Raw genomic sequence first — 24,131 nt, 5'->3', positions numbered from 1 at the left:
AGACAACGCTGCTGTGCTTTGTTGTCGTGCGCTTAGTGTAGCCAGCAGTAATGGTTCTGATTAGAGGCTGAAAAATGCTAAAATTAATACCATATTGTTCTAAATGGCATCTGGGTGACGAGGCGGGAGAATGGCGAAACGGGAAAACTATAATGACCTCTATCTGTTTATGCAGGTGGTGCGGGAAGGCAGTTTTACCGCCGCAGCACAACGACTTGGCCTGGCGCAGTCCGGTGTAAGCCGTGCGGTTCGTGAACTTGAAGAGCGGCTGGGCGTTCAGCTTCTGGTGCGTACCACCCGCCGGTTGTCGCTCACTCAGGCGGGTGAGCAGCTCTATCACAATGTCGAATCCGGTTTCGACGCCTTAGATATGGGACTCGCCACGCTGGCCCACTATCGTCAAACGCCCTCCGGTACGGTACGCATCAATGCCAGCCAGCATGCCATTGATAAAGTCCTGCTGCCGAAGCTGGCAGTATTTAAACACCGCTATCCCGATATCAGACTGGAACTGATCAGCGAAAGCCGGTTTGTCGATATTATTGCGCAGCGATTCGATGCGGGCGTGCGTCTGGGCCCGGAAGTCGGGAGTGGCATGATTGCGGTACGCATTTCGCCCGATATGGAGATGGCGGTGGTGGGTACACCGGAACATTTTCGCCGCTACGGCTTTCCACAAACGCCCGCCGATTTAGTCGTCCACCCCTGCATCGCTTATCAGTTCGGCGACGGCAGCCTTTACGCCTGGGAACTTAATGTGGATGGCAAAAAAATTACCCACCCGCCTCAGGGACAGTGGGCTTTCGCCGATAGCTACATGGAGGCCAAAGCGGCGAGGCTCGGTCTGGGGCTGGCCTATGTCCCGGAAGAGCTGATTACCGACGATCTCGCCCAGGGCACGCTTATCCGGGTGCTCCAGCGTTATAGCCAGCGTCTGGAAGGTTCATTTCTCTATTACCCGCACCGCAATGTGTCGCCCGCGCTGAGAGCGGTCATTGATACATTGCGAATGTAGCAAAGGTCGCCTGGATCGTGTTTTGAACTGTGGCAAGAGGTACCTCTATCCGCACTAAATCAAGACTCAATATTCGCAACCTTACGTGAGTCAGCCTCCCTTTGGAACCTGCTTTTTTAATATATCGTTAGCATTTTCAATGGGAAAAAGGATATATCCTTCGTTTTTTTTACATTTTACAACTTCCACATTAATATTATTTCCTCTAATATAGATAACACGGTAACTATCAGATGTTTCAGCGAGATACCTCGCATCTTTCCCTAACTCTGGAATCGTCCAGTACTTATTATTGCATCGAAAAGAGCTTCTGGTATCATAAGAATAAACCTTTTTGGTCACAGCATTAAATAACCAACCTGCGCTACCCAAATAAGAAATATAACTAATGCTAAAAAAAACGCAAGATAAACAAAATATCGAATAATGGATCATCGGAGGCACTTTAATTTTTCTTATCCGGAATAAATCTGTTGTACCTTCTAAAATCATACACCCCACGTGGGAAGTAATCAAAAAAAATGGAATGGCAAACAAAATCGAGAATGACCAACTAATATAAGGAACTTTAGCGATATCAACATCAAAAAACTCTTTAACAAAACCATTTGCAATCATCTTAGAAAAAAACAATATAATCGAGAACACAATAAAAAGGATTTTATTTATTATTTTGACTATCTTTTCTTTTACTCTTGACATACACAAAAAATAATAATTAACAAGCAAGAAAGTAAAATAGCCTGTTGAAATGGCTAAGAGAGCAAGACCATAATTCAAATCACTCCCTGAAAATACTATCGAGCCTGAAACAAAAAAAACCAAGATTAGTACCATCGAGTCTGTAATAATTCTTTTTAGTTTACCTCTTCGTCTGGGAAAGACACCTTTTATTTTCTTTTTTTCCTTAGTTGCAAAGGTCGAAACAGAGTAGAAACTTATAATATATGTGGAAATTGATAACATACCAGTAAATGTTATGATGATGAATAGATCAGTTTCCGGATGCTTCCTGGCATAGATCAAACTAAACAGGATGGCCAGCAATAGATTAAAACCAATCACTAATAGCATAGGTATTGAGCGAAGTATATTTGCCATCATTAATTTCCTTCTTTAACAAATAATATTGCAGACAGTTATAACAGAAATAGTTTCCTCTCGTCTATTCTATGGTGCTACCTAACATACCGGACATATGAAATCAATGTACATTGTTAGTAATTCAGGATTACAGAAAACTGGTATTTTCACTTAAGTCGATCTTCGGTGCGACCAGTTACTGAACATATAATATGCAAAGAACAGCTTTTTTATATATCTCGAACATGAAATATTATTTATTTCTGGTTCATCATTATAGGAAAGACGATATTAATTTTTAAGATCTGGCATAGATTAAAGCACCAAATTCTCAATTGGCTAATTTACTTATTAATAAATAACTGGCGCGGCAAGACGCGCCAGCTCGGGGATCAGCGATGGTTGCCTGACATTATCAGGCAACCAGTACCGGTTAGTGCTTCACGATATACATGGTACGGCTGTAGGCCACATCTTCCGGGTTGGTGATCGGGTAGCCTTTCAGCCACGGCTTAATCAATCGGCCGTTAGTGTACTGGTAGATCGGCGCGATCGGCGCTTTGACCATAATGATCTTTTCCGCCGCGTTATAATCGTCGTTACGCGCTTTGGCCGAATTCTCTACCGCCGCCTGGGCGAGGATTTTGTCGTACGCCGGATCGTTAAAGCGCGAAATATTTCCGCTGTGGGTGGAGGTCAGCAGCGACAGGAAGGTGGACGGCTCGTTGTAGTCCCCCACCCACGAAGCGCGGATCACGTCGAAATTGCCGGTGTTACGGCTGTCGATATAGGTTTTCCACTCCTGGTTCTGCAGCTTCACTTCCACGCCGAGGTTTTTCTTCCACATCGACGCCACCGCGATGGCAATCTTCTGGTGGTTCTCAGAGGTGTTATACAGCAGCGTCAGCTTCAGCGGACGATTCGGGCCATAGCCAGCGGCAGCCAGCAGGGCTTTCGCCTGGGCATTAAGCTCAGCCTGACTCATACTCTCAAACTGTGACGGCTGGGGGGTGAAGCCCGCCGTCACGTCCGGCGTGAAGCGCCAGGCCGGTTTTTCCCCGGTCCCCAGTACTTTCTCCGCCATCACCCGGCGATCGATGGTCATGCTCAGCGCCAGGCGTACCCGCTCATCCGCCGTCGGCCCCTTTTGGGTATTGAAAGCGTAATAGTAGGTACCCAGCTGCGGCGGGGTATACACCTGCCCCGGAATATCCTTCAGCAGTTTCTGGTACATATTTTTCGGGAAAGACTCGGTGATATCGATATCCCCTGCAAGATAGCGCTTGGTGGCGGCGGACTCCTGGTTAATCGGCACAAAGGTGACCTGCTGGATCACCGTTTTGGCGTTATCCCAGTAGTGCGTGTTCGGCACCACCACCAGCTTCTCATTGACCACACGGTCTTTCAGAACATAGGCGCCGTTGCCCACCAGGCTGCCGGGCCGCGTCCAGTTCGCCCCGCTGTCGACATTCGCCTTTTGCACCGGATAGAAGGCAAAGCTGGCGGTCAGGTTGCTGAACCACGGCAGTGGTTTATCCAGCTGCACCCGCAGGGTGTGGGCGTCGACGGCGGTGACTCCCAGGGTCTCCGGCGCGGCTTTGCCGTCAATAATGTTCTGCGCGTTAGCGATCCCCGCCAGCGCCGCGAACCAGGCGAACGGCGAAGTGGTTTTCGGATCCACCAGACGCTGCCAGCTATAGACGAAATCTTCGGCGGTAACCGGCGTGCCGTCGGACCAGCGGGCATTATCACGCAGGGTAAAGGTCCAGACGCGGTTATCGTTGCTCTGCCAGCGGGTCGCTACGCCTGGAACCAGGTTGCCTTTCGCATCCTGATTGACTAAACCTTCAAACAGATCGCGGATCACCTGGATTTCCGGCAGGCCCACCGCTTTGGCGGGATCTAACGAGGCGGGTTCATCTTTGATATGGAGCACTAACAGCTGTTTTTCCGCCAGTACCGTGCCCGGCGGTACGTCAGCCGCCCAGGCCAGAGAAGATACGCTGGCTAACCACAGCGCGCCGCATGTCAAAGCGACAGGATACTTCATAAGATCCCCTTTAAAATGAAAAAAATACCGCCAACAGAGCGATAATTATTTGTTTCATCACCTGAAATTGCAAACGACATATGATAGAAAATTGATGTGCCGTCGGATTTCACGCCTCAGGGAATGGGTTTGATCCCGATACGCTTTTCGCCAACACTAAATAATAACGACACACAGGAAGCCCTATGTCTATTTCACGTCCTCGCCCGCAGCGCGGCGACTTTCCGCCGGGAACCCGGCAGTATGGCAGCTCGGAACTGGGCGCGCCGCTGCTGTGGTTTCCTGCGCCGCAGGCCGACAGCCGTAGCGGGCTGATTATTGCCGGTACCCACGGTGATGAGAATTCGTCGATTGTGACCCTCTCCTGCGCCCTGCGCACCCTGAAACCCGAGCTGCGCCGCCACCACGTGGTGCTGACGGTCAATCCTGACGGCTGTCAGCTCGGGCTGCGCGCCAATGCCCGCGGCGTTGACCTCAACCGTAACTTTCCGGCAGCCAACTGGAAGCAAGGGGAAACGGTTTACCGCTGGAATAGCGCGGCGGCGGAGCGCGACGTGGTGCTGTTGACCGGCGAGCAGCCGGGTTCGGAACGGGAGACCGAGGCCCTGTGTCAGTTGATCCATCAGATTCATCCGGCGTGGGTGGTCTCCTTTCACGATCCGCTGGCCTGCATCGAAGATCCGGGCCACAGCCCGCTGGGTCGCTGGCTGGCCGACGCCTTCTCCCTGCCGCTGGTGGGCAGCGTGGGCTACGACACGCCGGGCTCCTTTGGCAGCTGGTGCGCCGATATCGGACTCCCCTGCATCACCGCCGAGTTCCCGCCGGTCTCCGCCGACGAGGCAACGGAGCGTTACCTGCCGGCGATGACCGATCTGCTGCGCTGGCAGGCTTAAAGATGAAGCACGCCGGTGCTGAACAGCAGCGCCGGCTCAACGTCCACCGCCAGCCATGTCGGGCCGTCGAGGTCAGCGAAGCGCGCCAGCGGCGCCAGAGGGAGCGCGGCGGCGATCCCGCGCGAGGTGCAAAGCATACAGCCCAGCATCCGTTCAAATCCCTGCCGTTCCGCCTCCCCGGCCAGAGCCAGCGCTTCGGTCAGGCCGCCCGTTTTATCCAGTTTGATATTGACCATCTCATAGCGCCCGCGCAGCCGCGGCAGGCTCTCCCGGGTGTGGCAGCTCTCGTCGGCGCAAATCGGCAGCGGATGAACGAAGTTTTCCAGCGCCGAGTCGTCGTCGGCGGGGAGCGGCTGCTCAAGCATCGCCACACCGAGGTCCGCCAGCAGCTGACAGCGCGCCGCCAGCCCCTCGCTGTGCCAGGACTCATTGGCGTCAACAATCAGCGTAGCCTCCGGCGCCGCCTGGCGGATAGCGATTAGCCGCTCGCTGATCAGTCGATCGTCGAGCTTCACCTTCAACAGCTGGGCCCCTGCCTGCCACAGCGCCGCGGCGCTGGCCGCCATCTGATCCGGCGTGCCAATGACCACCGTCTGGGCGGTAATCACCCGGTTAGGCAACGCCACGCCCAACAGCTGGGCCAAGGTTTTGCCTTCGCGCCGGGCCTGCAGATCCCATAGTGCGCAGTCAATGGCATTGCGCGCGGCGCCTGCCGGCAGCAGCCGCTGCAGCTGTTCGCGGGTAAGCCCCGCCTCCAGTTGCTCGCCGATCGCCATCACCTGGGCCATGACCGAGGCGATGCTCTCGCCATAGCGGGGATAGGGTGTGCATTCGCCTACCCCTTTCACGCCGTCCTCTTCCAGTTCCACTACCACCACTTTTGCCTCGCTGCGGCTACCGCGGGCGATCACAAAAGGGGTATGGAGCGGCCAGGCTTCCTCATACACTCGCACGTTACGCATTCCCTTGTCCTCTCTGGTAAATGTTAAATAGGGTTTGCCGTGTAGCTGGCGGATGTCATACACTACTCGCGACGTTAACTATATGTAAACAGGAAGATAACCATGTCACAAACCGTGCATTTCCAGGGCAACCCCGTTTCTGTTCAGGGCACCATTCCGCAGGCAGGCGCTAAAGCGCAGCCGTTTACGCTGGTCGCCAAAGATCTCTCTGACGTCGCGCTGAGCCAGTACGCCGGCAAACGTAAAGTACTGAATATTTTCCCGAGCATTGATACCGGCGTGTGTGCCGCATCAGTGCGTAAATTCAACCAGCTGGCCGCTGAACTGGACAACACCGTAGTGCTGTGCATTTCCGCTGACCTGCCGTTCGCCCAGTCCCGCTTCTGCGGCGCGGAAGGCCTGAGCAATGTGGTCACCCTGTCCACGCTGCGCGGCGCGTCCTTCCTCGCTGACTACGGCGTCGCCATCGCCACCGGTCCGCTGGCTGGCCTGGCTGCCCGTGCGGTGGTCGTTATCGATGAAAACGATCAGGTCGTCTACAGCCAGCTGGTGAACGAAATCACCGAAGAGCCGGACTACGACGCCGCGCTGGCCGCCCTGAAAGCCTGATAACAGATTGCCCGGGCGCATCGCGCTCGCGGACATTCGATCTGCCCAGCCCTCGCTCTGCGAGGGCTTTTTATTGCCGCGGCGCATAGCGGGAGATAGCCCGCGCCATCGCCGGGCCGGTCAGCAAAATGGTAAACAGCCGCAGCGTCTGTAGCGCCATAATAAACGACATGTCCGCCCGGGTGCCGGCGGCGATAATCGCCACCGTGTCCAGCCCGCCGGGACTGGTGGCCAGATAGGCGGTCATAAAGTCCATCTGCAGAATATGGGTCAGGGCAAGGGCCATCAGGGCGCACATCAGGATCAGTCCGATGATGGAGGCGATAATCTGCGGCAGCGTCTTGAGGGCCAGCAGAAAAATGGCTTTATTAAACTGGAGCCCCACCGTCCAGCCCAGCACCGCATAGGCCATCGCCAGCAGCCACTCCGGCAGCTCCAGCATCAGCCAGCCGCCGCCCTGGGCCAGCGCGCCAAGCAGCATCGGCAGCAGCATGGCCCCGGAGGGGATGCGCAGCCGCATGCCCAGCCAACAGGCCACCGCCGTCAGCAGCAGCGTGAAAGGGAAATTCAGGGTCAACGATGGAAACCAGACAATATCCTGAGTCATTTCTTGTGCTTCATTGCCCAGGGCATAGCGCACCACCAGCGCCGCCGCGCCGACGACAAACAGCACCCGCAGATACTGCATCAGCGCCACCAGCCGCACATCGGCCCCGTACTCCTGGGCCATCACCACCATTGCCGACGCGCCGCCGGGAGAGCTTCCCCAGGCGCCAGTGGCGCCCGGCAGCGCGCTGTAGCGGACCAGCAGCCAGCCGGTAAGGCCGCTTATCGCCAGGGTGGTCAACAGGATCGCCAGCACCAGCGCCCAGTTGTTGAATAGCACGCCAAAAACAGAGGGATTAATCGCCCGGGCGATCATGCAGCCGACAATGGCCTGCGCCGCCAGATAACAGGGGCGAGGGATGCTCAGCTTCACCCCGCGCAGGCTCAAAATGAGACCGGCGATCAGCGGCCCCAGCAGCAGCGCTGCCGGCAGGTGTATTCGTAACAGCAGCGAGGAAAAGAGAACAGAGAGCAGCAGCAATATCAGCCAGTGCCCGATCGCGCGACGCGACGCCAAGATGCACCACCCCGGAAAAAGGATTAAAAAACCAGTATATACAGGTTTGGCCCGCTTTGCAGGCCGGGATGCCGGCGACGTGAGTCGCCAGCCTGGCGGGATTATTCGTCACCCTTTTTCTGACTCAGACCATATTCACGCAGCTTATTGGCGATGGCGGTATGCGACACCCCCAGCCGCTTCGCCAGCTTACGTGTGCTGGGGTAGCTGCGATAGAGCTGGGTCAGCACCGAGCGCTCAAAGCGGCGGGTGATGTCGTCCAGCGACCCTTCCATGGCCTCCTCGCCCACCGGCAGCGAGGCGACGTCATGGTCCGGCAGCAGAATGTCCTGTGGACGCAGCTCAAATCCTTCCAGCTGGGTCAGTGCGCGATAGACGGCATTCTTCAGCTGGCGGACGTTGCCGGGCCAGCTGTAGCGGGTAAGCACCGTACTGAGATCGGCAGAGAGCTTCGGCCGCGGGATCCCCTGCTCGTCGGCAAAGCGGGCCACGAACAGCTCCGTCAGCGGCATGATGTCCTGCGGGCAATCGCGCAGCGGCGGCAGATACAGCGTCAGGACGTTGAGGCGATAGTAGAGATCTTCGCGGAAAAGCCCTTTCTGCACCAGCTCGATCAGGTTTTTCTGCGTCGCGCAGATCACCCGCACATCGACGTGCACTTCATGATCCTCGCCAACGCGGCGGAAGGTGCCGTCGTTGAGAAAGCGCAGCAGCTTGGTCTGCATGCGCGGCGACATCTCGCCAATTTCATCCAGCAGCACCGAGCCGCCGTTGGCTTGCTCGAAGAAGCCCTTCTTGCCCTGCAGCGCGTCGCCAAACAGCTCGCTCTCGACCGCGTCCTCGGGAATGGAGCCACAGTTGAGCGCCAGATAGGGTTTGCCCGCCCGCGGACTGGCCAGATGGCAGGCATGGGCCAGCAGATCTTTACCGGTGCCGGTGTCGCCGACAATCAGCAGCGGCGCGCTGAGCATCGCCAGCTTGCGCGCTTGCTCCACCACGTGGCGCATTTTCGGCCCCACCGCGAGGATCTGACTGAAAGCGCTGGTATCCTGGCTGGTCATGGTCTGCAGCTGGCGCCCCATGCGCACGGTTGAGCGCAACATCGCCACGGCGCCGGTCAGCACTCGCTCGTTATGCTCTCCTTCCAGATAGACCGGAGTCACTTCCAGCAGGTAGTTCTGCCCATTCACCACCACATGCTCCGCATGCGTCTCCTGCGGGCTGCTCTCCAGCCAGCGCTGAACGTTAAAATCGGCGATCAGCTGGGCCACCGGGTGGTTACGCAGCTTCGCCTGGCTTTGGCCAAACAGCAGGCAGCTGGCGGGGTTCGCCAGTTCCACCCGACCTTTGGTATCCAGCGACAGCACCGGCTCCGGCATCGCTACCAGCAGCGCGCTGAGCGCCAGGTGTTCACGTTCAGACGGCATCCAGGGCACGGTGCGCACGTCCGTCACGCCGGCGATACGGCGGATCTCAGCCATCAGGCTGCTGAACGTGGCGAATTCCAGTTCGGCGAAATTGAGGTAAATTCGGCCAATAGGGTCAATATCGATACCGCGCAGGTCAATACCACGCAGCACCAGCAAATCGAGCAATTCACGAGTCAGACCGAGACGGTCTTCACAAAAGACTTCAAGACGCATGGGAGTGTTCACCCTAAAAGTGCCAATGACGGGAGAATAATAGGCCAGGAATGGGTTTTCGGGAAGCTAACTGTCAACAATTATTGACAGTGTGGCGGAAAAATGGGCGCTGTGGCGTAAAGTCAGACGGTCAGTGGTTAAATCACCGGCCAGGCGGCCGGTGAGTCTTGGGTCAGGCGTGGAAAGCAGGCAGCCACTGACGGTTCTCAGCGATCACCTCATCCAACGCCAGTTCGAGCTTCTCGCCGCTGACGATCAGCGGATTCAGCATCAGAGCACGCCATGCGGTGTGGCGGTTGCCGGTGAGCGCGGCCTCGATAGTCAGCCGTTCAAATGATTTCATCAGCTGCAGCAAACGCAGGGTATCTTCCGGGAACGGCGCCACATTGAGAGGTAGCGGACCAGAAGCGGTAATCAGCGAGCTGACCTCTACCGCGCAGTCATCCGGCAGGCCATTGATGGCGCCGTTATTACGCGTATTGACGTGCATGATAATCCGCTTGTCGTTGTAGATGGCATTCATCAGCTCGCAGGCCGCCTCGGAATAGTACTGGCCGCCGCGCCCTTCCAGCGCCTTCGGTTTGACTGCCAGGTGCGGGTCGCGGTACTGGTCAAACAAGATTTTTTCCAGCTGCTTAACCACTTCCCCGCGGGTTCCTTCGCCGCCCGCCTCCGCCAGCTCCTGGCGCAGCAGATCGTCTTTCATGTAGTAATAACGCAGATAGGCGCAGGGGATCATGCCTAAGCCCTGCAGCAGATGCGACGGCCAACGGAACGGCGGAATGTTGCGCGGCACCAGCGGATCCCGACCGGCGTTGATCTCGGCTATCACCTCCGGCAGCCATTCTTTACCTTTGTGCAGGATCTGGCGCACGAAGATAAAGTGGTTCAGGCCGGCGACCTGCATCACCACTTCTTTTTCGTCAGCGCATTGCAGCAGAGTGGTTATCCCTTTTTGCATAATCACCGGCACGTTACACAGGCCGACGGCTTTGATGCGGCTGTGGCGCAGGATCGCTTCGGTCACCATCCCCGACGGGTTGGTAAAGTTCAGCAGCCAGGCGTCGGGACACAGTCGCTCCATATCGGCAGCGATCTCCAGGGCGATGGGAATGGTGCGACAGGCGTTGGCGAAGCCGCCAAGGCCATTGGTCTCCTGGCCGATCAAGCCATACTTGAGGGAGATACGTTCATCGCTGATCCGGGCGTCAAGGCAGCCGGCGCGAAACTGCGAGCAGACGAAATCGGCATCGCGCAGCGCGCTTTCCCGGTCAAGGGTGGCCACCACTTCAATAGTCAGCCCGGCTTTGGCGATCATTCGCCGCGCCAGTCCGGCGATAATCTCGACTTTCTCTTTGCCCTCTTCAATGTCCACCAGCCATAGCGAAGCGACCGGCATTTCGTGATAGCGGTTGAGCAAACCTTCAATCAGTTCCGGGGTGTAGCTGGAGCCACCGCCAATCACCACAATTTTGAGTCCTGACATGGTATACCTCGGTTTAGTTACGATATAACTATTTAAAACCGGCAAAACTGGCCTAACAAACGAATTAAATCGGCCTATGCATGAACTCAATTAATGCATAAGGGAGACAATCTGTGCTTGAGCAACAAAGCATCCTTGCGCTGCTGCAGACCTTTGAGGTGACCGCCCGCCACCTGAGCTTTACCCTTGCCGCGCATGAAATGAACCTTACCCAGGGAGCGGTCAGCCATCGGATCCGCAGGCTGGAGATGCACATCGGGTTTCGCCTGTTTATCCGCATGACGCGTAAACTGGCGCTGACAGAGGAAGGTAAGCGGCTGCTGGCGACGTTAAGCCATTCGCTGCGGGCGATTAACGATGAAATTGAGGATATTCGCGATCAGGATCTGCGCGGCACGCTGCATATTGGTATTGCGCCGACGCTGGCCCATCTGTGGCTGATGCCGCGTCTGCCGCGCTTTCAGGCGCAATGGCCGGGACTGAATCTGCAGTTTCGCGTGCGCGCCGGGGTGATGGATTTTAACGAGGAGCGGGTGGATCTGGCAATTTACTACGGCGCCACGCGCTACCCCGATCTTTATCAACAGCGGCTGATGGCGGAAAGTTTGCTCCCGGTCTGCTCCCCGCGTTATCGCCAACAGTATCGTCCGCTGAGCGGCGGCGACCCGGCGGCGCTCGTCTGGATCCATGCGTGCGAATCCACCGACGTACAGGATCAATTTGCGGAATGGCGCCTGTGGTGCCAGCACAGCGGACAGGCGTTACCTTTTGACGGCCGGTATTACGCGGTGAATAACCACTCGCTGGCCATCGAGATGGCGCTCAATGGACTCGGCGTGGTGATGGGGCGTAAAACGCTGATCCAGCCGCTGCTCGACGCCGGCAGGCTGGTGGCCTTGTCTGAAAATGAAGCGCCCTCGCCCTTTGGCTATGACCTGATCTGTCCGCAGGAGAACCGTTCCCGCCCGCGCTTTCGCGCCTTCAGCGAGTGGCTGGCGGCGGAATGCGCCTAATCGAATATTGCCAGTGTGCGCGTGCCAGAGCTTGACGTCGTAGGCCGGGCAAGGCGAAGCCGCCGCCCGGCAATGTCTCTGAGCGGAGGTTACTTCTCCGGGCGGGTTTTGCTTTTCTGCAGGGTCTCTTTCAACTGCCCAATCAGCTCGCGACGAAAATCGCCGAGTCGCGGTTTATCATCGGCGATCCACGGCAGCGGGCGGCACAGCTCCATCGCCTTGATCCCGAGACGGGCGGTCAGCAGGCCGGCGCCAATGCCCTGCGCGGCGCGCGCCGACAGCCGGGCCGCCAGATCCTGCGACATCCAGTCCATCCCCACCTCGCGCACCAGTTCGCTGGCGCCAGCGAAAGCGATGTTGAGCAACACCAGGCGAAACAGTCGCAGACGGCTGTAATACCCGAGCTCAATGCCGTACAACGTGGCAATTCGGTTGATCAGCCGCAGGTTCCGCCAGGCGATAAACGCCATATCCACCAGCGCCAGCGGGCTGACGGCAATCATCAGCGTCGACTCCGCCGCCGAACGGCTGATTTCCCGCCGCGCCTGGGCATCGAGCACCGGCTGCACCAGCTGCGCATAAAGGCTCACCACTTCACGGTCGCTTTGCGTTTCGTGGATCGCGGCATACCAGCGCTGCAGCGCCGGATGCGACTGATCCAGCCCGGCCTGCTGCGCCAGCTTCTCACAAAAGGCTTTCGCTTTACCGACCGCGTGACTGTGCAGCATATCGCGCGCTTCATCGCGTTCGTGGGCGCGCTGGCGCAGTCGCCACAGACGGCGCCACTCGGTGGCCAGCGAACCGACGCCGGCCCCGACGATCAGCGCCCCGGCGACGCAGCCGCCCAGCGCAATCCAGTCCTGGGTCTGCCAGGCGTTAGCCGTCCATTGCACGCCTTGCGCCACGACGCTGACGCCGAAGATCGCCAGTCCGGCGCTGACCATCCGCCGCCACAGGCTGCGTTTGGGTCGCAGAACCGACTCCACCACCGCTTCCGCCGCCCCCTCTTCCTCTTCGCCGGTCACCAGCCGCGCTGGCGCGAAGTTGTCGGCCTCCAGGGTGTCGAAGGCGCGAGCGCCTTTCAGCGGCGGAATTTTCTCCGCTTGCAGCGGCCCATCAAAATCAATCCGCGGTTTTAACGGTTCGCTCATCGCAGTTTATCTCCAATCAAAAATTCCAGCGCCGCGTCGAGACGAATGTGCGGCAAAGGCCGATCGACATCCATGACCTGCGGACGAAAGTTTTCAAACTGAAATCCCTGCTGCTGCCAGAAGGCCTGGCCCGGCAGGCGCGCCGGCACCTCACCGGGATAGATGGTCAACGGCTGGCCGTCGCTCAGGCGATTGCCGCGCAGGGCGGGAATTTTCTCGCCATTCACCTCAATCAGCCCGCTCTGGGTCGCCTGAATGGACGCCAGCCCCAGGCAATCCATACTGATCCCTTCAAAGGCGGCGTTCTGCCACGCGTCCTGAATCAGTTGCTGCAGGAGCGACACCATATTGCTGTGCTGATCGATCGTGACGTGATCGGCTTTGGTAGCGGCAAACAGCAGCTTGTCGATGACGGGCGAGAACAACCGGCGAAACAAGGTGCGCTGCCCGTAATGGAAACTTTGCATCAGCTGGGTCAATGCCAGACGCATATCGTTAAACGCCTGCGGCCCGCTGTTGAGCGGCTGCAGACAGTCCACCAGCACAATCTGCCGGTCGAAGCGCAGGAAGTGCTCTTTGTAGAACCCCTTCACCACCCTTTCGCAATAGTATTTGTAGCGTTCGCGCAGCATGCCGGCGTTGCTGTGTTTATCGGCCTGCGCCAGCTTGGCTTCGCCGACGGCGTCGACGTCGGGCCACGGGAAAAACTGCAGCGCCGGCGCGCCCGCCATTTCTCCGGGCAGGACAAAGCGCCCGGGTTGGATAAAGTGCAGCCCTTCACGCTTACAGGCGTGGAGATAGTCCGTCCAGGCGGCAGCGATATCCGCCAGCCGAGCCTCGTCGGCAGGAGCTAGCGGATCCAGCCCGGCGCACAGCTGCCGCCAGCGGGCCGACCACTCCGCACGCTGTCCCTGCAGGAGCCCGGTCATCTGTCGCGACCAGCTCAGATAATCCTGCGCCAGCATCGGCAGGTCGAGCAGCCACTCGCCCGGATAGTCGACAATCTCCAGATACAGCGTGGAGGTATCTTTAAAATGGCGCAGCAGGGAGTCATTCGAACGGTAGCGCAGCGCGAGACGGATCTCGCTCACCCCGCGCGTCGGGGTTGGCCACATGGGGGGCTGGCCGTACAGCTGGGCCAGCCCTTCGTCGTAGGTGAATCGGGGAATGCCAAAGTCCCGCTGCGGCACGCGCTTGACGCCGAGCAGCCGCTCTTCGCGTGCGGCGCTCAGCAGCGGCAGGCGGGCGCCGGTGTGGATATTCAACAGCTGGTTGACCAGCGCGGTGATAAACGCCGTTTTACCGCTCCGGCTCAGGCCGGTCACCGCCAGACGTAAATGCCGGTCAACCCCGCGGTTGACCAGCGCATTCAATTCAGTTTTCAGTCGCTTCATCGCCAGTCCGTTATGCCCTGAAGGTATGTCTCGTCATCATAAGCGATCTGCCGGGGATAAGCAGGACAACGTTAATCCTTTTGCGCCTTCCCCACGGCGGCATTATTTCATCCCGCGCGTGACGCGGTTGGCCAGCCGGCTGAGCAGCGGCTCCAGCGCCACCGCCAGCAGCATTTTCAGCGGCCGACGCGCGACCGATTTAACCGCCCAGCCGGCAACGCCCGCCGGGCCATAACGCAGCGCGGTCAGCAGCGCCAGCTTACCGACGATTTTCAGACCGGGCTTCACCTGCTGCCCGGCGCGTTGCCATTTGCTATTCATGCGTTGCCTCATTCGTTAGAAACAGGGTTTACAGCTGGCGAAAGCGGCTGCGCAGCGTAAAGGTGTCGGAGGTCACATACCGCTCCATTTCACGCAGACGCTGTTCACCGGAGGCCAGTTCGGCATCCACGGCGGCCAGCAGATCGCCATTGCTCGGCGCTTTATGACCGTACAGCTCGCTGTCCGGTATCGGATCCAGAGCAAAAGTCAAAATGATGTAGGCCACCAGGACAAAGAAAAAGAGGCCGAAAATCATCGCCAGCACGGTAATCAGACGCACCAGCTTCACCGGGACATCAAGATGCTGAGCAATACCCGCGCAGACGCCCTTCACCATCCCGCGCTGCGGGATACGCCACAGTTTTTTATTCAGATCCAGTCCGGCCATTATTTGTCCCTCCAGTTCGGATGTTCGGCATCCAGGATCGCTTCCAGCGCCTGAATGCGTTCGCGCATCCGCTTCGCGTCATCGGTCAACTGCAGCAGCCGTTGCTGCTCATTTTGCGTCAGACTGCCGTTGGCGCCGCGATTGTTGTAGTGCAGCCACAGCCAGACCGGCAGAACAAACAGCACAAACAGCGTCAGCGGAATGGCGAGAAAAAGCATGCTCATGTGTACTCCTTACAGGGGGTGAGCCGCGGCGCAACGCCGCGCCGCGCAATCATACTTACTGGTTGGACTGATTCATTTTGGCTTTCAACGCCGCCAGCTGCTCGCTGATTTCATCGTCCGCTTTCAGTTCGGCAAACTGCTGATCCAGCGTCTGCTGCTTGCCAAAGCGGTGGCTCTCCGCTTCCGCTTCCATCTGATCGATACGACGCTCAAAGGATTCAAAGCGCGCCATCGCCTCATCCAGTTTACCGCTGTCCAGCTGGCGACGCACATCGCGGGATGAACTCGCCGCCTGATGGCGCAGCGCCAGCGCCTGCTGACGGGCGCGGGTTTCGCTAAGTTTGTTCTCCAGCTCGCCAATCTCTTTTTTCATCCGCGCCAGGGTTTCATCCACCAGCTGCACTTCATGATCCAGCTGAGCGATAAGGTCGGTCAGCTTTTGTTTTTCGATCAGCGCCGCCCGGGCCAGATCTTCTTTCTCTTTGCGCAGGGCCAGCTCGGCTTTTTCCTGCCATTCCGCCTGCTGGGCGACCGCCTGCTCAATACGACGGGACAGCTGTTTCTTTTCCGCCAGCGCGCGGGCCGATGTCGAACGCACCTCAACCAGCGTGTCTTCCATCTCCTGGATCATCAGACGCACCAGCTTTTGCGGGTCCTCCGCTTTCTCCAGCAGGGAGTTGATGTTGGCGTTCACGATGTCGGCAAAACGAGAAAAAATACCCATAATTTCAATCCTCATAGTTCTGGTTTCAGGCATTCACCTGTGGCTTAGCTAATACAAATGGCGTGCCAACTTTTTATCTTATTGATTTTAAACAGGGTGGTTGCGAAACGTGCTGGGCATTGCTACAGTCACCTGGTTAATTACACTACTTAATGGCGAAATTCATCATGGCGCAGTACAAGGATAATCTGCTGGGCGAGGCCAACAGCTTTCTCGAGGTGCTGGAACAGGTTTCCCGGCTGGCCCCGCTGGATAAACCGGTGCTGGTCATCGGCGAGCGCGGCACCGGGAAAGAGCTTATCGCTAACCGTCTCCACTACCTCTCCAGCCGCTGGCAGGGGCCGTTTATCTCGTTGAACTGCGCGGCGCTGAACGATAATCTGCTCGACTCGGAGCTGTTCGGCCACGAAGCCGGGGCTTTCACCGGGGCCAGCAAGCGCCATCCCGGGCGCTTCGAGCGCGCCGACGGCGGGACGCTGTTTCTCGATGAGCTGGCGACAGCCCCAATGCTGGTGCAGGAGAAGCTGTTAAGAGTGATTGAATATGGCGAGCTGGAGCGCGTGGGCGGCAGCCAGCCGCTGCAGGTTAACGTCCGGCTGGTGTGCGCCACCAACGCTGACCTGCCGCAGATGGTCGAGGAAGGTCATTTTCGCGCCGACCTGCTCGACCGCCTGGCCTTCGACGTGGTACAGCTCCCCCCGCTGCGCGACCGGCAGAGCGACATCATGTTGCTCGCCAACCAGTTTGCCATCCAGATGTGCCGCGAACTCGGTCTGCCGCTGTTTCCCGGCTTTAGCGAACGAGCGACCGCGACGCTGCTCGGCTACCGCTGGCCGGGGAATATTCGCGAACTGAAGAACGTGGTTGAGCGCTCGGTGTATCGCCACGGCGACAGCGAACATGAGCTGGACGCGATTATTATTAACCCTTTTCGTCAGTCCCCCGGCTCTCCGCCGGAAGCCGCGCCCGGCGATGAGCTGCCCGCGCTACCGCTGGATCTGCGCGATTTCCAGCTCCAGCAGGAAAAACGCCTGCTGCAGCGGAGTCTGGAGCAGGCGAAGTATCATCAGAAGCAGGCGGCGGAGCTGCTGGGATTAACCTATCACCAGCTCCGCGCGCTGCTGAAAAAGCATCAGCTGTGAGAGGCGCGCGGCAGCAGCAGCGCGCTCACCGCCATCGCCCCCAGACATAAGACGGCGTTAAACCACAGGGCATACTGGGCGGCATGGGCCATGCCCAGCGGTAAAAACAGCGCGAAAAGTGACGCTGTCACGGCGATACCCATCGCCCCGCCCAGCGAGCTGCCCATCTTATAGATCCCCGAGGCGACGCCGATTTTGTTCTCCGGGGCATTGGCCACCGCGGTATCCGTCGATGGCGTGGCGTAGCAGCCCAGCCCGAGGCCAAACAGCACGTTGCTGGCGAACACCACCCCGATATACAGCGCCTTTTCGAGAAAGGTGCAGGATATCAGCGCGATGGCGATAGCGGTCAACACCGGACCGGCCATCATCGGCAGCCGGGCGCCATAGCGCTGCAGCAGCTTCTCGCCGACCCGGATCATCGCCAGGACGGTCACCAGATAGCCGAGGGTCATCATCCCGCTCTCCAGCGGCGTCAGGTGGTGCCCCTGCTGCAGCCAGATGCTGGCGATCATCATGGTGCCAATCGCTCCATTGATCAGAAAGTTCGACAGCACTGCCGCACCGTAGGCCCGGTTACTAAACAGCGCAAAATCAATCAGCGCCGCCTCGCCTTTGCGCATGCCGTTGCGGATAAATATCGTCCCCGCCGCCAGCGCCCCGGCCAGCATGGTCAACGACAGCGGGCTGCTCCAGCCCCAGCCGTGGCCCTTGCTGATAAACAGATTCACCAGCACCAGCGCAACAATCAGGCTCAGCAGACCGCCGACGTCCAGCTTATGCTGGCTGGCGCTGGCGCTGCGGCTCTCCGGCGTGCCGCGCAGCAAAAACAGCGCCAGCAGGGCAACGGCGATCGAGAAGACGAAGATCCAGCGCCAGCCCAGACCGGTGGCGATAGCCCCGCCGACGAAGGAACAGAGACCGCTGCCGCCCCACGAGCCGATGACCCAGAAGCTGACCGCCCGCTGCCGCGCACGCCCCTCATACCAGGTCTTAATCAGCGCCAGCGTCGCCGGCATAATGCAGGCTGCCGACAGCCCCTGCAGCACACGGCCGGCCAGGAACAGCCCCGGTCCCTGAGCAACCACCAGCATGGCGCTGCCGACGATACTCAGCCCCAGCCCGAGGGTGGTCATCCGCATCCGGCCAAACTTGTCCGCCAGGCCGCCGCTGGCGACCACGAAGCAGCCGCTGAACAGCGCGCTGAGACTGACGGCCAGAGTTAAGGTTTCAAGAGAGATATCAAGGCTGCTTTTCATCGCCGGCACCACGTTAATCACCGACTGGGCGAACAGCCAGAAGGTTAAAACGCTTAACACAATCCCCACCAGCAGGCGATCGTTGCCGACAAACGGGGTGTCGCTTATTGTGACAGTGCTCATCGCATGGCCCTCCCGTTTCTCGTGATTAGCGCAGATAGCGTTCCGTCAGGCCACACCACAGCGCCGCGCCGGTCAGCAACAGCGCGTCGTTGAAGTCATACCCCGGGTTATGCACCATGCAGCGATCCGGCTCATCGCCAGCGCCGATGGTGAAATAGCTGCCGTGGGGGTGCTGCTCCAGCATGAAGGCAAAATCTTCACTGCCCATAAACGGCTTCACCTCGCCCACCTGCTCTGCGCCAAACAGCGCCGTCGCCACCTCCCGCACCATGGCGTTCGTCGCCGGATCGTTACGCAACACCGGGCTGCCGTTGACGTGGGTCAGCGTGGCGGTGGCATTGAAGCTCTCCGCCTGGGCCACGGCGATATCATGGATCCGCTGCAGCACGGTCTCGCGCACCTGCTCATTGAGGGTGCGCACCGTGAGCTTCATCAGCACGTGATCGTTAATGATATTGGGCGCATGACCGGCCTGGATGCTGCCGACGGTCACCACCGCCGGCTCAAACGGGGTGATATTGCGCGAGACAATGGACTGTAGCGCGAGGGTAATATGGCAGGCCACCAGCGTGGCATCCACCGTATGCTCCGGCACCGCGCCGTGGCCGCCAACGCCCTTCACTTCAATATGCAGCGTATCGGAGGAGGCCATCATCGCCCCGTCGCGCAGGCCGATCTTGCCCAACGGCTGACCCGGCATATTGTGCAGGCCGAAGATGGCGTCGCAGGGGAACTGATCAAACAGACCGTCCTCGACCATTACCCGCCCGCCGTACAGCAACTCTTCCGCGGGCTGGAAAATCAGCTGCAGCGTGCCGGTAAACTGCCGGGTGCGCGCCAGATATTCAGCTGCGTAGAGCAGCGTGGTGGTGTGCCCGTCATGGCCGCAGCCGTGAAAGCGCCCTTCAACCTGGCTTGCCCACGGCTTACCGCTCCGCTCCTGCATCGGCAGGGCATCCATATCCGCCCGCAGGCCAAGGCGTTTTTTCCCCTCGCCGACGCGCAGCGTGCCCACCACTCCGGTGCCCGCCAGGCCGCGGTGAACCTCGTATCCCCACTCGCCAAGCAGTCGGGCGACCTCGCTGCTGGTCTGGTGCTCTTCAAAGCCGATCTCCGGCTGCTGGTGGAACCGACGACGCAGAGCGATAAATTGCGCCTCGTTAACCTGCAATGCTTCTAGCAACGGATGTGTCATTTTTGTTATTCCTGTGTTGTGTTTGCACGACACCTTCGAGTTTATGCGGGTGCCTCAGCTTGCAGGCGCGCTTTTTTGTTTTATATTGACGAAAAATCAATGAGTGTTTTTCATACATATCGGTTATGACAAAAAACAACCGGTTGTTTTTTGTCTACAGAGGAGAGCCATGTGGAGCACCATTCAGGCGACTTTAGCGTCACCGTACGCGATGTGCGTCAGCTGACCCAGCCGGAAAGCGATCTGCTGACGCTGCTGTGGGTGCTGGAGGGAAGCGTAAATCTGGCGGTGGCGGAAGGTGCGTCGCAGCCGCTCGTCGCCGACGGGCTGGCGATCGTTAACCGCAACCGTCGCTGGAGCCTGCGCAGCGCCGGGGCCAACGCCGTGATGATCCTCACCCTCTCCGCCAGCTGGCTGGCCCGCCTCGATAATGCCTTTTTTGCCGTCGATTACCAGATAACGCCGCGCACCCGGGATGCCGATGACGGCCTGCGTCGCCTGATGCGCCAGCTGCTGGTGAGCGGCCTGGTCAATCATCCTGGCCATTACCGACTGGAGGCCAACCGCTGGCTGAGTGAGATAGCGCTGCTGCTGGCCACGCGCTTTAGCCAGCCCATCGCCTCCACGCCCCGGCGCGATACCGAAAAATGGAGCCGGAGAATAGCCAGCGTGGTGGCGCGGATCGACGCTAACTATCAGCGTCGCCTCTCGTTGCAGGAGGTGGCGGCCGCGGAATTTGTCTCCGAGGCCTGGCTGTCACGCTTATTTCGCAAAGAGGTCGGGGTTAGTTTTGTCCAGTACCTCACCGCGCTGCGCCTGCGCCACGCCGCCGACCAGCTATTAACCACCCGCAAAACCGTCCAGCAAATCGCCCGCGAACAGGGATTCGCCAGTACGCGAATGATGAGCGATTTGTTTAAGCGCCAGCACGGCGTGACGCCGCGCCAGTATCGTGAACAGCATCCTCTGGAGCTTGCCCGACCGCGCCCGCCGCAGGCCGATCGCTGGCAGCCGGTGGCGGCCGACCGGCTGTATGCGCGACTCAATGAGCCGGAACCACGCGACAGGGAAAGTCCCCCCCTGCCGATCAACCCACCGCAGACCCGGGAGATCAATCTGCGCGATCGTCCAGCGCGCCCCGCAGCGCTGCGCCATACCCGGATGGTGGTGACCGTGCGCGAACTGGACGATCTGCTGCGCGAAGATGTGCGCCGGGAACTCGAACAGCTGCATCACGCCCTGCCGGTGTATGCCATCGATATCAACGATCCCTTTCTCAGCAGTCGGCTGTTCGGCACCGGCTGGGACGATCCGCAGATGGCCGGCTACGCCTGCTGGTACAACCTGCAGCAGATTTTTAGCTGGCTGGCGGCGATGGGCTGGCAGGTGATCCTGCACACCGGCGTCACCACCCGCAGTGACCTGCTGCAGCGCTTCCTGCAGCTCGCCGCCAACCATTTTCCGCCAGCCACGCTCAACAGCTGGCGCTTTGTCTGGCACTGGTCGCCACAGGCCAGCGAAGCTGCGCGCCAGGCCGCCTGGCGGCAGCAGCGCGGGGTCCTTCATCGCCTGCTGCCGCAGCCGCAGCTGGGGATCTGGCACCGCTTTGCTCCCAGCGATCCCGGGAACGATCCGCTGTTCCACTCGCCGCTGCTGGCAGAGGCGGATTTTCTCGCCTGCCAGGCAGATGCCAACGAACAGCTGGATCTGGCCCAGGCAGACAGCAGCCGCCTGGCCTCCAGTGAACATTATCCGCTGCACAAGTTGCGGCAGATCCACAGCGCCCTGCGCCAGCGTCAGCTCAACCTGCCGCTGTGGCTGCTCTCCTGGAATACGCTGACCGGCGATACGCGGGATACCAACGGCCGCTTTTTTCGCGGCGCGCTGCTGATGGATAATCTGCTGGGGGTGGCGGACCAGGTCTGGCTGGCGGGCTTCTGGTTAAATTCAGGCCTCCAGGGCGAAGCTCGCGCCAACGGCAAGCTCGATACCTCCAGCCTGGCGCTGCACTATCTGCACGGCCTGCCGCGCCCGGTTTACTGGGTACTCTGGCTCTGGCGGCGGCTGCGCGGCGAGATCCTGGTTCACGATAAAAACCTGCTGCTGCTTCACCACCAGGGTCACTACCAGCTGCTGCTGCGCAATACGGTGGTCTACAATCCCTGGCTCTCCAGCGAAGCGGCCTTTATCCAGCGCTTCAGCCAGCCCTACAGCGTGCGGCTGCAGGGCCTGGATGGCAGCTGGCGCATCAAACAGCACCTGTTCGATCAGCACCACGGCGCGTTGTTCCCGCTGGTGGACGCCTTTCGCAGCCGCAGCGGCCCTGACGCCGAGGATTATCAGTGGCTGATGCATCAGGCCCGTCCGGCGCTCAGCGTGGATGAAGCCAGGCTCGATGGCTATTGGCTGCGGATCGACTCGCTGCAGAGCAACGCGCTGGCGCTGTACGAGTTTACCCCTCAGTCGCCCACAGCCCCCTGAAGTAAACCGTGAATTTTCCGCTGGCTCTCCGTCGTTGCCGGATTAAAGACCAGCAGGGAAAGATCGGGACGGCCCTCCACGGCAAAGGAGGTAAATTCCAGGTCGAGCGGCCCCATCTGCGGGTGGTTAATGCGCTTATAGCCTTCTCCATGACCGGCGACGTCATGGCTTTGCCAAAAACGGGCGAACTCGACGCTCTGCTGGCTGAGCTCCGCGATCAACTGGTCAGTTTCTTTCGTGGCGCCCATCCGCGTGACGTCGGCGCGGAAGGCGTTGACGATAAGCTGTCCCACCCTCTGCCAGTCCTCCAGAGTGCAGCGGGCCTCCGGCCGGGTAAACAGGCGGCGCAGCACGTTGCGCTCCGCCAGCGGCAGTTGGCTGTAGTCGGTCAGCACCCTGGCCGCCGGCGCGTTCCAGGCGATGACGTCCCAGCTGGCGGTGCGGATAATCGCCGGAATGGTGAAAGCGTCAAGCACCCGCTGCAGCCGCGGCGTCATATCATCCGTCACCGTCAGCCGCGTCTGCGGCGGATGGCCAAAGGCGAGAATAAACAGATGCTCGCGCTCCGGGGTGGTCAGCCGCAGACCGCGGGCGATCCGCTCCAGCACCTCGCGGGAAGGCGCCCCGCCGCGCCCCTGTTCAAGCCAGGTATACCAGGTCGGGCTGATGCTGGCGAGCTGCGCGACCTCTTCGCGGCGCAGCCCCGGGGTGCGCCGGCGTCCCGCCGGGAAGCCAAACGTTGCCGGATCGAGACGCTGGCGGCGGGCGCGGAGAAAATCGCCTAAAGCATGGTTGTCAGAAGTGTTCATCATCTGCCTGTGGGTTCTGCCTGTTAGAATTTATACCCCGATAATGTCTCTACTTTTATAGTATGACATCGCAGGTAGGATACGCCTGAAACCCATTCAGGAGATCCATGATGCGTATATTTCTTACCGGCGCGAGCGGATTTATCGGCTCACGTATTCTTCCGGCGCTGCAGGCGTCGGGCCATCAGGTTATCGGCCTCGCGCGCAGCGAAAGCACCGCACAGGCCCTGAAGGCGGCCGGCGCCGAGGTGCATTGCGGCACGCTGGATGCCCCGGAGTCGCTGCTGGCTGGCGTCGGGAACGCCGACGCGGTGATCCATACCGCCTTCGACCACGACTTCAGCCGCTTTGCCGCTAACTGCGAGAAAGACCGCCAGGCGATCCTGGCCCTGGGCCAGGCGCTGCGAGGCAGCACGCGGCCGCTGGTGATCACCTCCGGCACGCTGATGGGCGACGACGGGAGCGGCGCCCCGGCCCGGGAGTCGTTCTTCAACTCAGCGCACCCCAGCCCGCGCACCGCCTCAGAGCTCGCCGGCCAGCAGTTGCTGGAGGCGGGAGTGGATGTCAGGGTGGTCCGCTTACCGCAGGTGCATGACACCGTGCGTCAGGGACTGCTGACCTGCTACATCGAACGCGCGATCGCCAACGGGGCGGTAGCCCTGCGCGGCGAGGGAAGCAACCGCTGGTCAGCCGCCCATGTCGATGACGTCGCACGTCTGTATGTCAGCGCGCTGCTTCAGGGCGCGGCCGGCGAGCGCTATCATGCGGTGGCCGAAGAGGGGATCGCGTCACGCGATATTGCCGCGGTAATTGCCCACGGATTAAACCTGCCGCTGACCCACCTGGATGAGTCGCAGGTCGACGCCTGGTTCGGCTGGTTTGCGCCGTTTACCGCCCTTGACCTGCGCGCCAGCTCGGCATGGACCCGCGAGCGCTTGCAGTGGCAGCCGGTTGGCCCCGGGCTGCTGGAGGACCTGCAGAATATGGACTATCATAAAGTGACACTGTCACAATAATCAAAACACGCTCCCCCTGTATCACAC

General features: G+C 59.5%; 23 protein-coding genes. 7 read left to right on the top strand and 16 right to left on the bottom strand.

Annotated features, from left to right (window positions below; translation table 11 throughout):
• Nucleotides 1–130: 130 nt before the first annotated feature.
• The gene (locus BHE81_RS04365; protein ID WP_023302037.1) at nt 131–1,015 is read left to right on the top strand and encodes a LysR family transcriptional regulator; all 885 of its coding nucleotides are present in this window, start codon (nt 131–133) and stop codon (nt 1,013–1,015) included.
• A gap of 90 nt (nt 1,016–1,105) precedes the next feature.
• Here BHE81_RS04365 and BHE81_RS04360 read toward each other — a convergent pair whose 3' ends face one another.
• The 3 genes from BHE81_RS04360 to BHE81_RS28055 all read right to left on the bottom strand — a co-directional run bounded on the left by BHE81_RS04360 (nt 1,106) and on the right by BHE81_RS28055 (nt 4,261).
• Nucleotides 1,106–2,119, bottom strand: a complete 1,014-nt coding sequence (locus BHE81_RS04360; protein WP_024623006.1) for a hypothetical protein — start codon at nt 2,117–2,119, stop codon at nt 1,106–1,108.
• Between the two features lie 412 nt (nt 2,120–2,531).
• Nucleotides 2,532–4,148, bottom strand: coding sequence for a peptide ABC transporter substrate-binding protein (locus tag BHE81_RS04355; RefSeq protein WP_023302039.1), 1,617 nt, complete (start codon nt 4,146–4,148; stop codon nt 2,532–2,534).
• Complete coding sequence (locus BHE81_RS28055) at nt 4,145–4,261, bottom strand: hypothetical protein (protein ID WP_004148146.1); 117 nt, start codon at nt 4,259–4,261, stop codon at nt 4,145–4,147. The genes BHE81_RS04355 and BHE81_RS28055 overlap by 4 nt, the downstream gene beginning before the upstream one ends.
• A gap of 72 nt (nt 4,262–4,333) precedes the next feature.
• On the opposite strand from BHE81_RS28055, the gene mpaA reads away from it, so the two are divergent.
• Nucleotides 4,334–5,041: a murein tripeptide amidase MpaA gene (gene mpaA / locus BHE81_RS04350; protein ID WP_004152134.1), complete on the top strand. Its 708-nt coding sequence runs from the start codon at nt 4,334–4,336 to the stop codon at nt 5,039–5,041.
• Here mpaA and ycjG read toward each other — a convergent pair.
• Nucleotides 5,038–6,003 (bottom strand): L-Ala-D/L-Glu epimerase, encoded by a 966-nt coding sequence (gene ycjG / locus BHE81_RS04345; RefSeq protein ID WP_023312988.1) that lies wholly within the window; start codon nt 6,001–6,003, stop codon nt 5,038–5,040. The genes mpaA and ycjG overlap by 4 nt on opposite strands.
• 102 nt (nt 6,004–6,105) lie before the next feature.
• On the opposite strand from ycjG, the gene tpx reads away from it, so the two are divergent.
• Nucleotides 6,106–6,612 (top strand): thiol peroxidase, encoded by a 507-nt coding sequence (gene tpx, locus BHE81_RS04340; protein ID WP_004152131.1) that lies wholly within the window; start codon nt 6,106–6,108, stop codon nt 6,610–6,612.
• Between the two features lie 70 nt (nt 6,613–6,682).
• Here the strand turns inward: tpx and BHE81_RS04335 are convergent, their stop codons facing one another.
• From BHE81_RS04335 to BHE81_RS04325, 3 genes are all read right to left on the bottom strand, one after another.
• Nucleotides 6,683–7,735 carry an AbrB family transcriptional regulator gene (locus BHE81_RS04335; RefSeq protein WP_004183734.1) on the bottom strand — a complete coding sequence of 351 codons (1,053 nt, stop codon included), beginning with the start codon at nt 7,733–7,735 and terminating at the stop codon, nt 6,683–6,685.
• 101 nt (nt 7,736–7,836) lie between these two features.
• A complete protein-coding gene (gene tyrR, locus BHE81_RS04330; protein WP_002901979.1) occupies nt 7,837–9,378 on the bottom strand; it encodes a transcriptional regulator TyrR in 1,542 nt (513 codons plus the stop codon).
• 172 nt (nt 9,379–9,550) lie between these two features.
• Nucleotides 9,551–10,864 carry a 6-phospho-beta-glucosidase gene (locus tag BHE81_RS04325; RefSeq protein ID WP_002901977.1) on the bottom strand — a complete coding sequence of 438 codons (1,314 nt, stop codon included), beginning with the start codon at nt 10,862–10,864 and terminating at the stop codon, nt 9,551–9,553.
• Between the two features lie 143 nt (nt 10,865–11,007).
• Between BHE81_RS04325 and BHE81_RS04320 the strand changes: the two genes are divergently transcribed.
• Nucleotides 11,008–11,877, top strand: a complete 870-nt coding sequence (locus BHE81_RS04320; RefSeq protein WP_223174956.1) for a LysR substrate-binding domain-containing protein — start codon at nt 11,008–11,010, stop codon at nt 11,875–11,877.
• A gap of 89 nt (nt 11,878–11,966) precedes the next feature.
• Here BHE81_RS04320 and BHE81_RS04315 read toward each other — a convergent pair whose 3' ends face one another.
• The 6 genes from BHE81_RS04315 to pspA form a co-directional block, all read right to left on the bottom strand.
• Nucleotides 11,967–13,028 carry a TIGR01620 family protein gene (locus BHE81_RS04315; protein WP_004140239.1) on the bottom strand — a complete coding sequence of 354 codons (1,062 nt, stop codon included), beginning with the start codon at nt 13,026–13,028 and terminating at the stop codon, nt 11,967–11,969.
• On the bottom strand, nt 13,025–14,422 hold the full coding sequence (locus BHE81_RS04310; protein ID WP_002901917.1) for a YcjX family protein: 1,398 nt from the start codon (nt 14,420–14,422) through the stop codon (nt 13,025–13,027). The genes BHE81_RS04315 and BHE81_RS04310 overlap by 4 nt, the downstream gene beginning before the upstream one ends.
• Nucleotides 14,423–14,524: 102 nt before the next feature.
• Nucleotides 14,525–14,743 (bottom strand): phage shock protein PspD, encoded by a 219-nt coding sequence (pspD, locus tag BHE81_RS04305; protein ID WP_002901915.1) that lies wholly within the window; start codon nt 14,741–14,743, stop codon nt 14,525–14,527.
• A 28-nt stretch (nt 14,744–14,771) separates the two neighbouring features.
• On the bottom strand, nt 14,772–15,131 hold the full coding sequence (pspC, locus tag BHE81_RS04300) for an envelope stress response membrane protein PspC (RefSeq protein WP_002901913.1): 360 nt from the start codon (nt 15,129–15,131) through the stop codon (nt 14,772–14,774).
• Nucleotides 15,131–15,355: an envelope stress response membrane protein PspB gene (pspB, locus tag BHE81_RS04295; protein WP_002901911.1), complete on the bottom strand. Its 225-nt coding sequence runs from the start codon at nt 15,353–15,355 to the stop codon at nt 15,131–15,133. The genes pspC and pspB overlap by 1 nt, the downstream gene beginning before the upstream one ends.
• Nucleotides 15,356–15,410: 55 nt before the next feature.
• Nucleotides 15,411–16,079 carry a phage shock protein PspA gene (gene pspA, locus BHE81_RS04290; RefSeq protein WP_002901908.1) on the bottom strand — a complete coding sequence of 223 codons (669 nt, stop codon included), beginning with the start codon at nt 16,077–16,079 and terminating at the stop codon, nt 15,411–15,413.
• Between the two features lie 152 nt (nt 16,080–16,231).
• On the opposite strand from pspA, the gene pspF reads away from it, so the two are divergent.
• Nucleotides 16,232–17,221: a phage shock protein operon transcriptional activator gene (gene pspF, locus BHE81_RS04285; RefSeq protein WP_004148137.1), complete on the top strand. Its 990-nt coding sequence runs from the start codon at nt 16,232–16,234 to the stop codon at nt 17,219–17,221.
• Here pspF and BHE81_RS04280 read toward each other — a convergent pair.
• Nucleotides 17,212–18,603, bottom strand: coding sequence for an MFS transporter (locus BHE81_RS04280; RefSeq protein WP_021441611.1), 1,392 nt, complete (start codon nt 18,601–18,603; stop codon nt 17,212–17,214). The genes pspF and BHE81_RS04280 overlap by 10 nt on opposite strands.
• A gap of 25 nt (nt 18,604–18,628) precedes the next feature.
• Complete coding sequence (locus BHE81_RS04275) at nt 18,629–19,798, bottom strand: M20 aminoacylase family protein (protein ID WP_002901900.1); 1,170 nt, start codon at nt 19,796–19,798, stop codon at nt 18,629–18,631.
• A gap of 171 nt (nt 19,799–19,969) precedes the next feature.
• On the opposite strand from BHE81_RS04275, the gene BHE81_RS04270 reads away from it, so the two are divergent.
• Complete coding sequence (locus BHE81_RS04270) at nt 19,970–22,279, top strand: helix-turn-helix domain-containing protein (RefSeq protein WP_021441609.1); 2,310 nt, start codon at nt 19,970–19,972, stop codon at nt 22,277–22,279.
• Here the strand turns inward: BHE81_RS04270 and BHE81_RS04265 are convergent.
• Nucleotides 22,258–23,088 (bottom strand): helix-turn-helix transcriptional regulator, encoded by an 831-nt coding sequence (locus BHE81_RS04265; RefSeq protein WP_019705465.1) that lies wholly within the window; start codon nt 23,086–23,088, stop codon nt 22,258–22,260. The genes BHE81_RS04270 and BHE81_RS04265 overlap by 22 nt on opposite strands.
• Before the next feature lie 107 nt (nt 23,089–23,195).
• Between BHE81_RS04265 and BHE81_RS04260 the strand changes: the two genes are divergently transcribed.
• Nucleotides 23,196–24,104, top strand: coding sequence for an SDR family oxidoreductase (locus BHE81_RS04260; RefSeq protein ID WP_172622138.1), 909 nt, complete (start codon nt 23,196–23,198; stop codon nt 24,102–24,104).
• Nucleotides 24,105–24,131: the final 27 nt, after the last annotated feature.

It is taken from the genome of Klebsiella sp. AqSCr (assembly GCF_008452795.1).
In the GTDB taxonomy this organism is placed as follows: domain Bacteria; phylum Pseudomonadota; class Gammaproteobacteria; order Enterobacterales; family Enterobacteriaceae; genus Klebsiella; species Klebsiella pneumoniae.
This window is presented reverse-complemented; position numbering and strand designations above follow the sequence as displayed.

What these genes read in the sequence shown, in the direction of transcription:
- BHE81_RS04365 (WP_023302037.1), top strand. Translation starts at nt 131, where the DNA reads ATGGCGAAACGGGAAAACTATAATGACCTCTATCTGTTTATGCAGGTG.
- BHE81_RS04360 (WP_024623006.1), bottom strand. Translation starts at nt 2,119, where the DNA reads ATGATGGCAAATATACTTCGCTCAATACCTATGCTATTAGTGATTGGT.
- BHE81_RS04355 (WP_023302039.1), bottom strand. Translation starts at nt 4,148, where the DNA reads ATGAAGTATCCTGTCGCTTTGACATGCGGCGCGCTGTGGTTAGCCAGC.
- mpaA (WP_004152134.1), top strand. Translation starts at nt 4,334, where the DNA reads ATGTCTATTTCACGTCCTCGCCCGCAGCGCGGCGACTTTCCGCCGGGA.
- ycjG (WP_023312988.1), bottom strand. Translation starts at nt 6,003, where the DNA reads ATGCGTAACGTGCGAGTGTATGAGGAAGCCTGGCCGCTCCATACCCCT.
- tpx (WP_004152131.1), top strand. Translation starts at nt 6,106, where the DNA reads ATGTCACAAACCGTGCATTTCCAGGGCAACCCCGTTTCTGTTCAGGGC.
- tyrR (WP_002901979.1), bottom strand. Translation starts at nt 9,378, where the DNA reads ATGCGTCTTGAAGTCTTTTGTGAAGACCGTCTCGGTCTGACTCGTGAA.
- BHE81_RS04325 (WP_002901977.1), bottom strand. Translation starts at nt 10,864, where the DNA reads ATGTCAGGACTCAAAATTGTGGTGATTGGCGGTGGCTCCAGCTACACC.
- BHE81_RS04315 (WP_004140239.1), bottom strand. Translation starts at nt 13,028, where the DNA reads ATGAGCGAACCGTTAAAACCGCGGATTGATTTTGATGGGCCGCTGCAA.
- BHE81_RS04310 (WP_002901917.1), bottom strand. Translation starts at nt 14,422, where the DNA reads ATGAAGCGACTGAAAACTGAATTGAATGCGCTGGTCAACCGCGGGGTT.
- pspD (WP_002901915.1), bottom strand. Translation starts at nt 14,743, where the DNA reads ATGAATAGCAAATGGCAACGCGCCGGGCAGCAGGTGAAGCCCGGTCTG.
- pspC (WP_002901913.1), bottom strand. Translation starts at nt 15,131, where the DNA reads ATGGCCGGACTGGATCTGAATAAAAAACTGTGGCGTATCCCGCAGCGC.
- pspB (WP_002901911.1), bottom strand. Translation starts at nt 15,355, where the DNA reads ATGAGCATGCTTTTTCTCGCCATTCCGCTGACGCTGTTTGTGCTGTTT.
- pspA (WP_002901908.1), bottom strand. Translation starts at nt 16,079, where the DNA reads ATGGGTATTTTTTCTCGTTTTGCCGACATCGTGAACGCCAACATCAAC.
- pspF (WP_004148137.1), top strand. Translation starts at nt 16,232, where the DNA reads ATGGCGAAATTCATCATGGCGCAGTACAAGGATAATCTGCTGGGCGAG.
- BHE81_RS04280 (WP_021441611.1), bottom strand. Translation starts at nt 18,603, where the DNA reads ATGAGCACTGTCACAATAAGCGACACCCCGTTTGTCGGCAACGATCGC.
- BHE81_RS04275 (WP_002901900.1), bottom strand. Translation starts at nt 19,798, where the DNA reads ATGACACATCCGTTGCTAGAAGCATTGCAGGTTAACGAGGCGCAATTT.
- BHE81_RS04265 (WP_019705465.1), bottom strand. Translation starts at nt 23,088, where the DNA reads ATGAACACTTCTGACAACCATGCTTTAGGCGATTTTCTCCGCGCCCGC.
- BHE81_RS04260 (WP_172622138.1), top strand. Translation starts at nt 23,196, where the DNA reads ATGATGCGTATATTTCTTACCGGCGCGAGCGGATTTATCGGCTCACGT.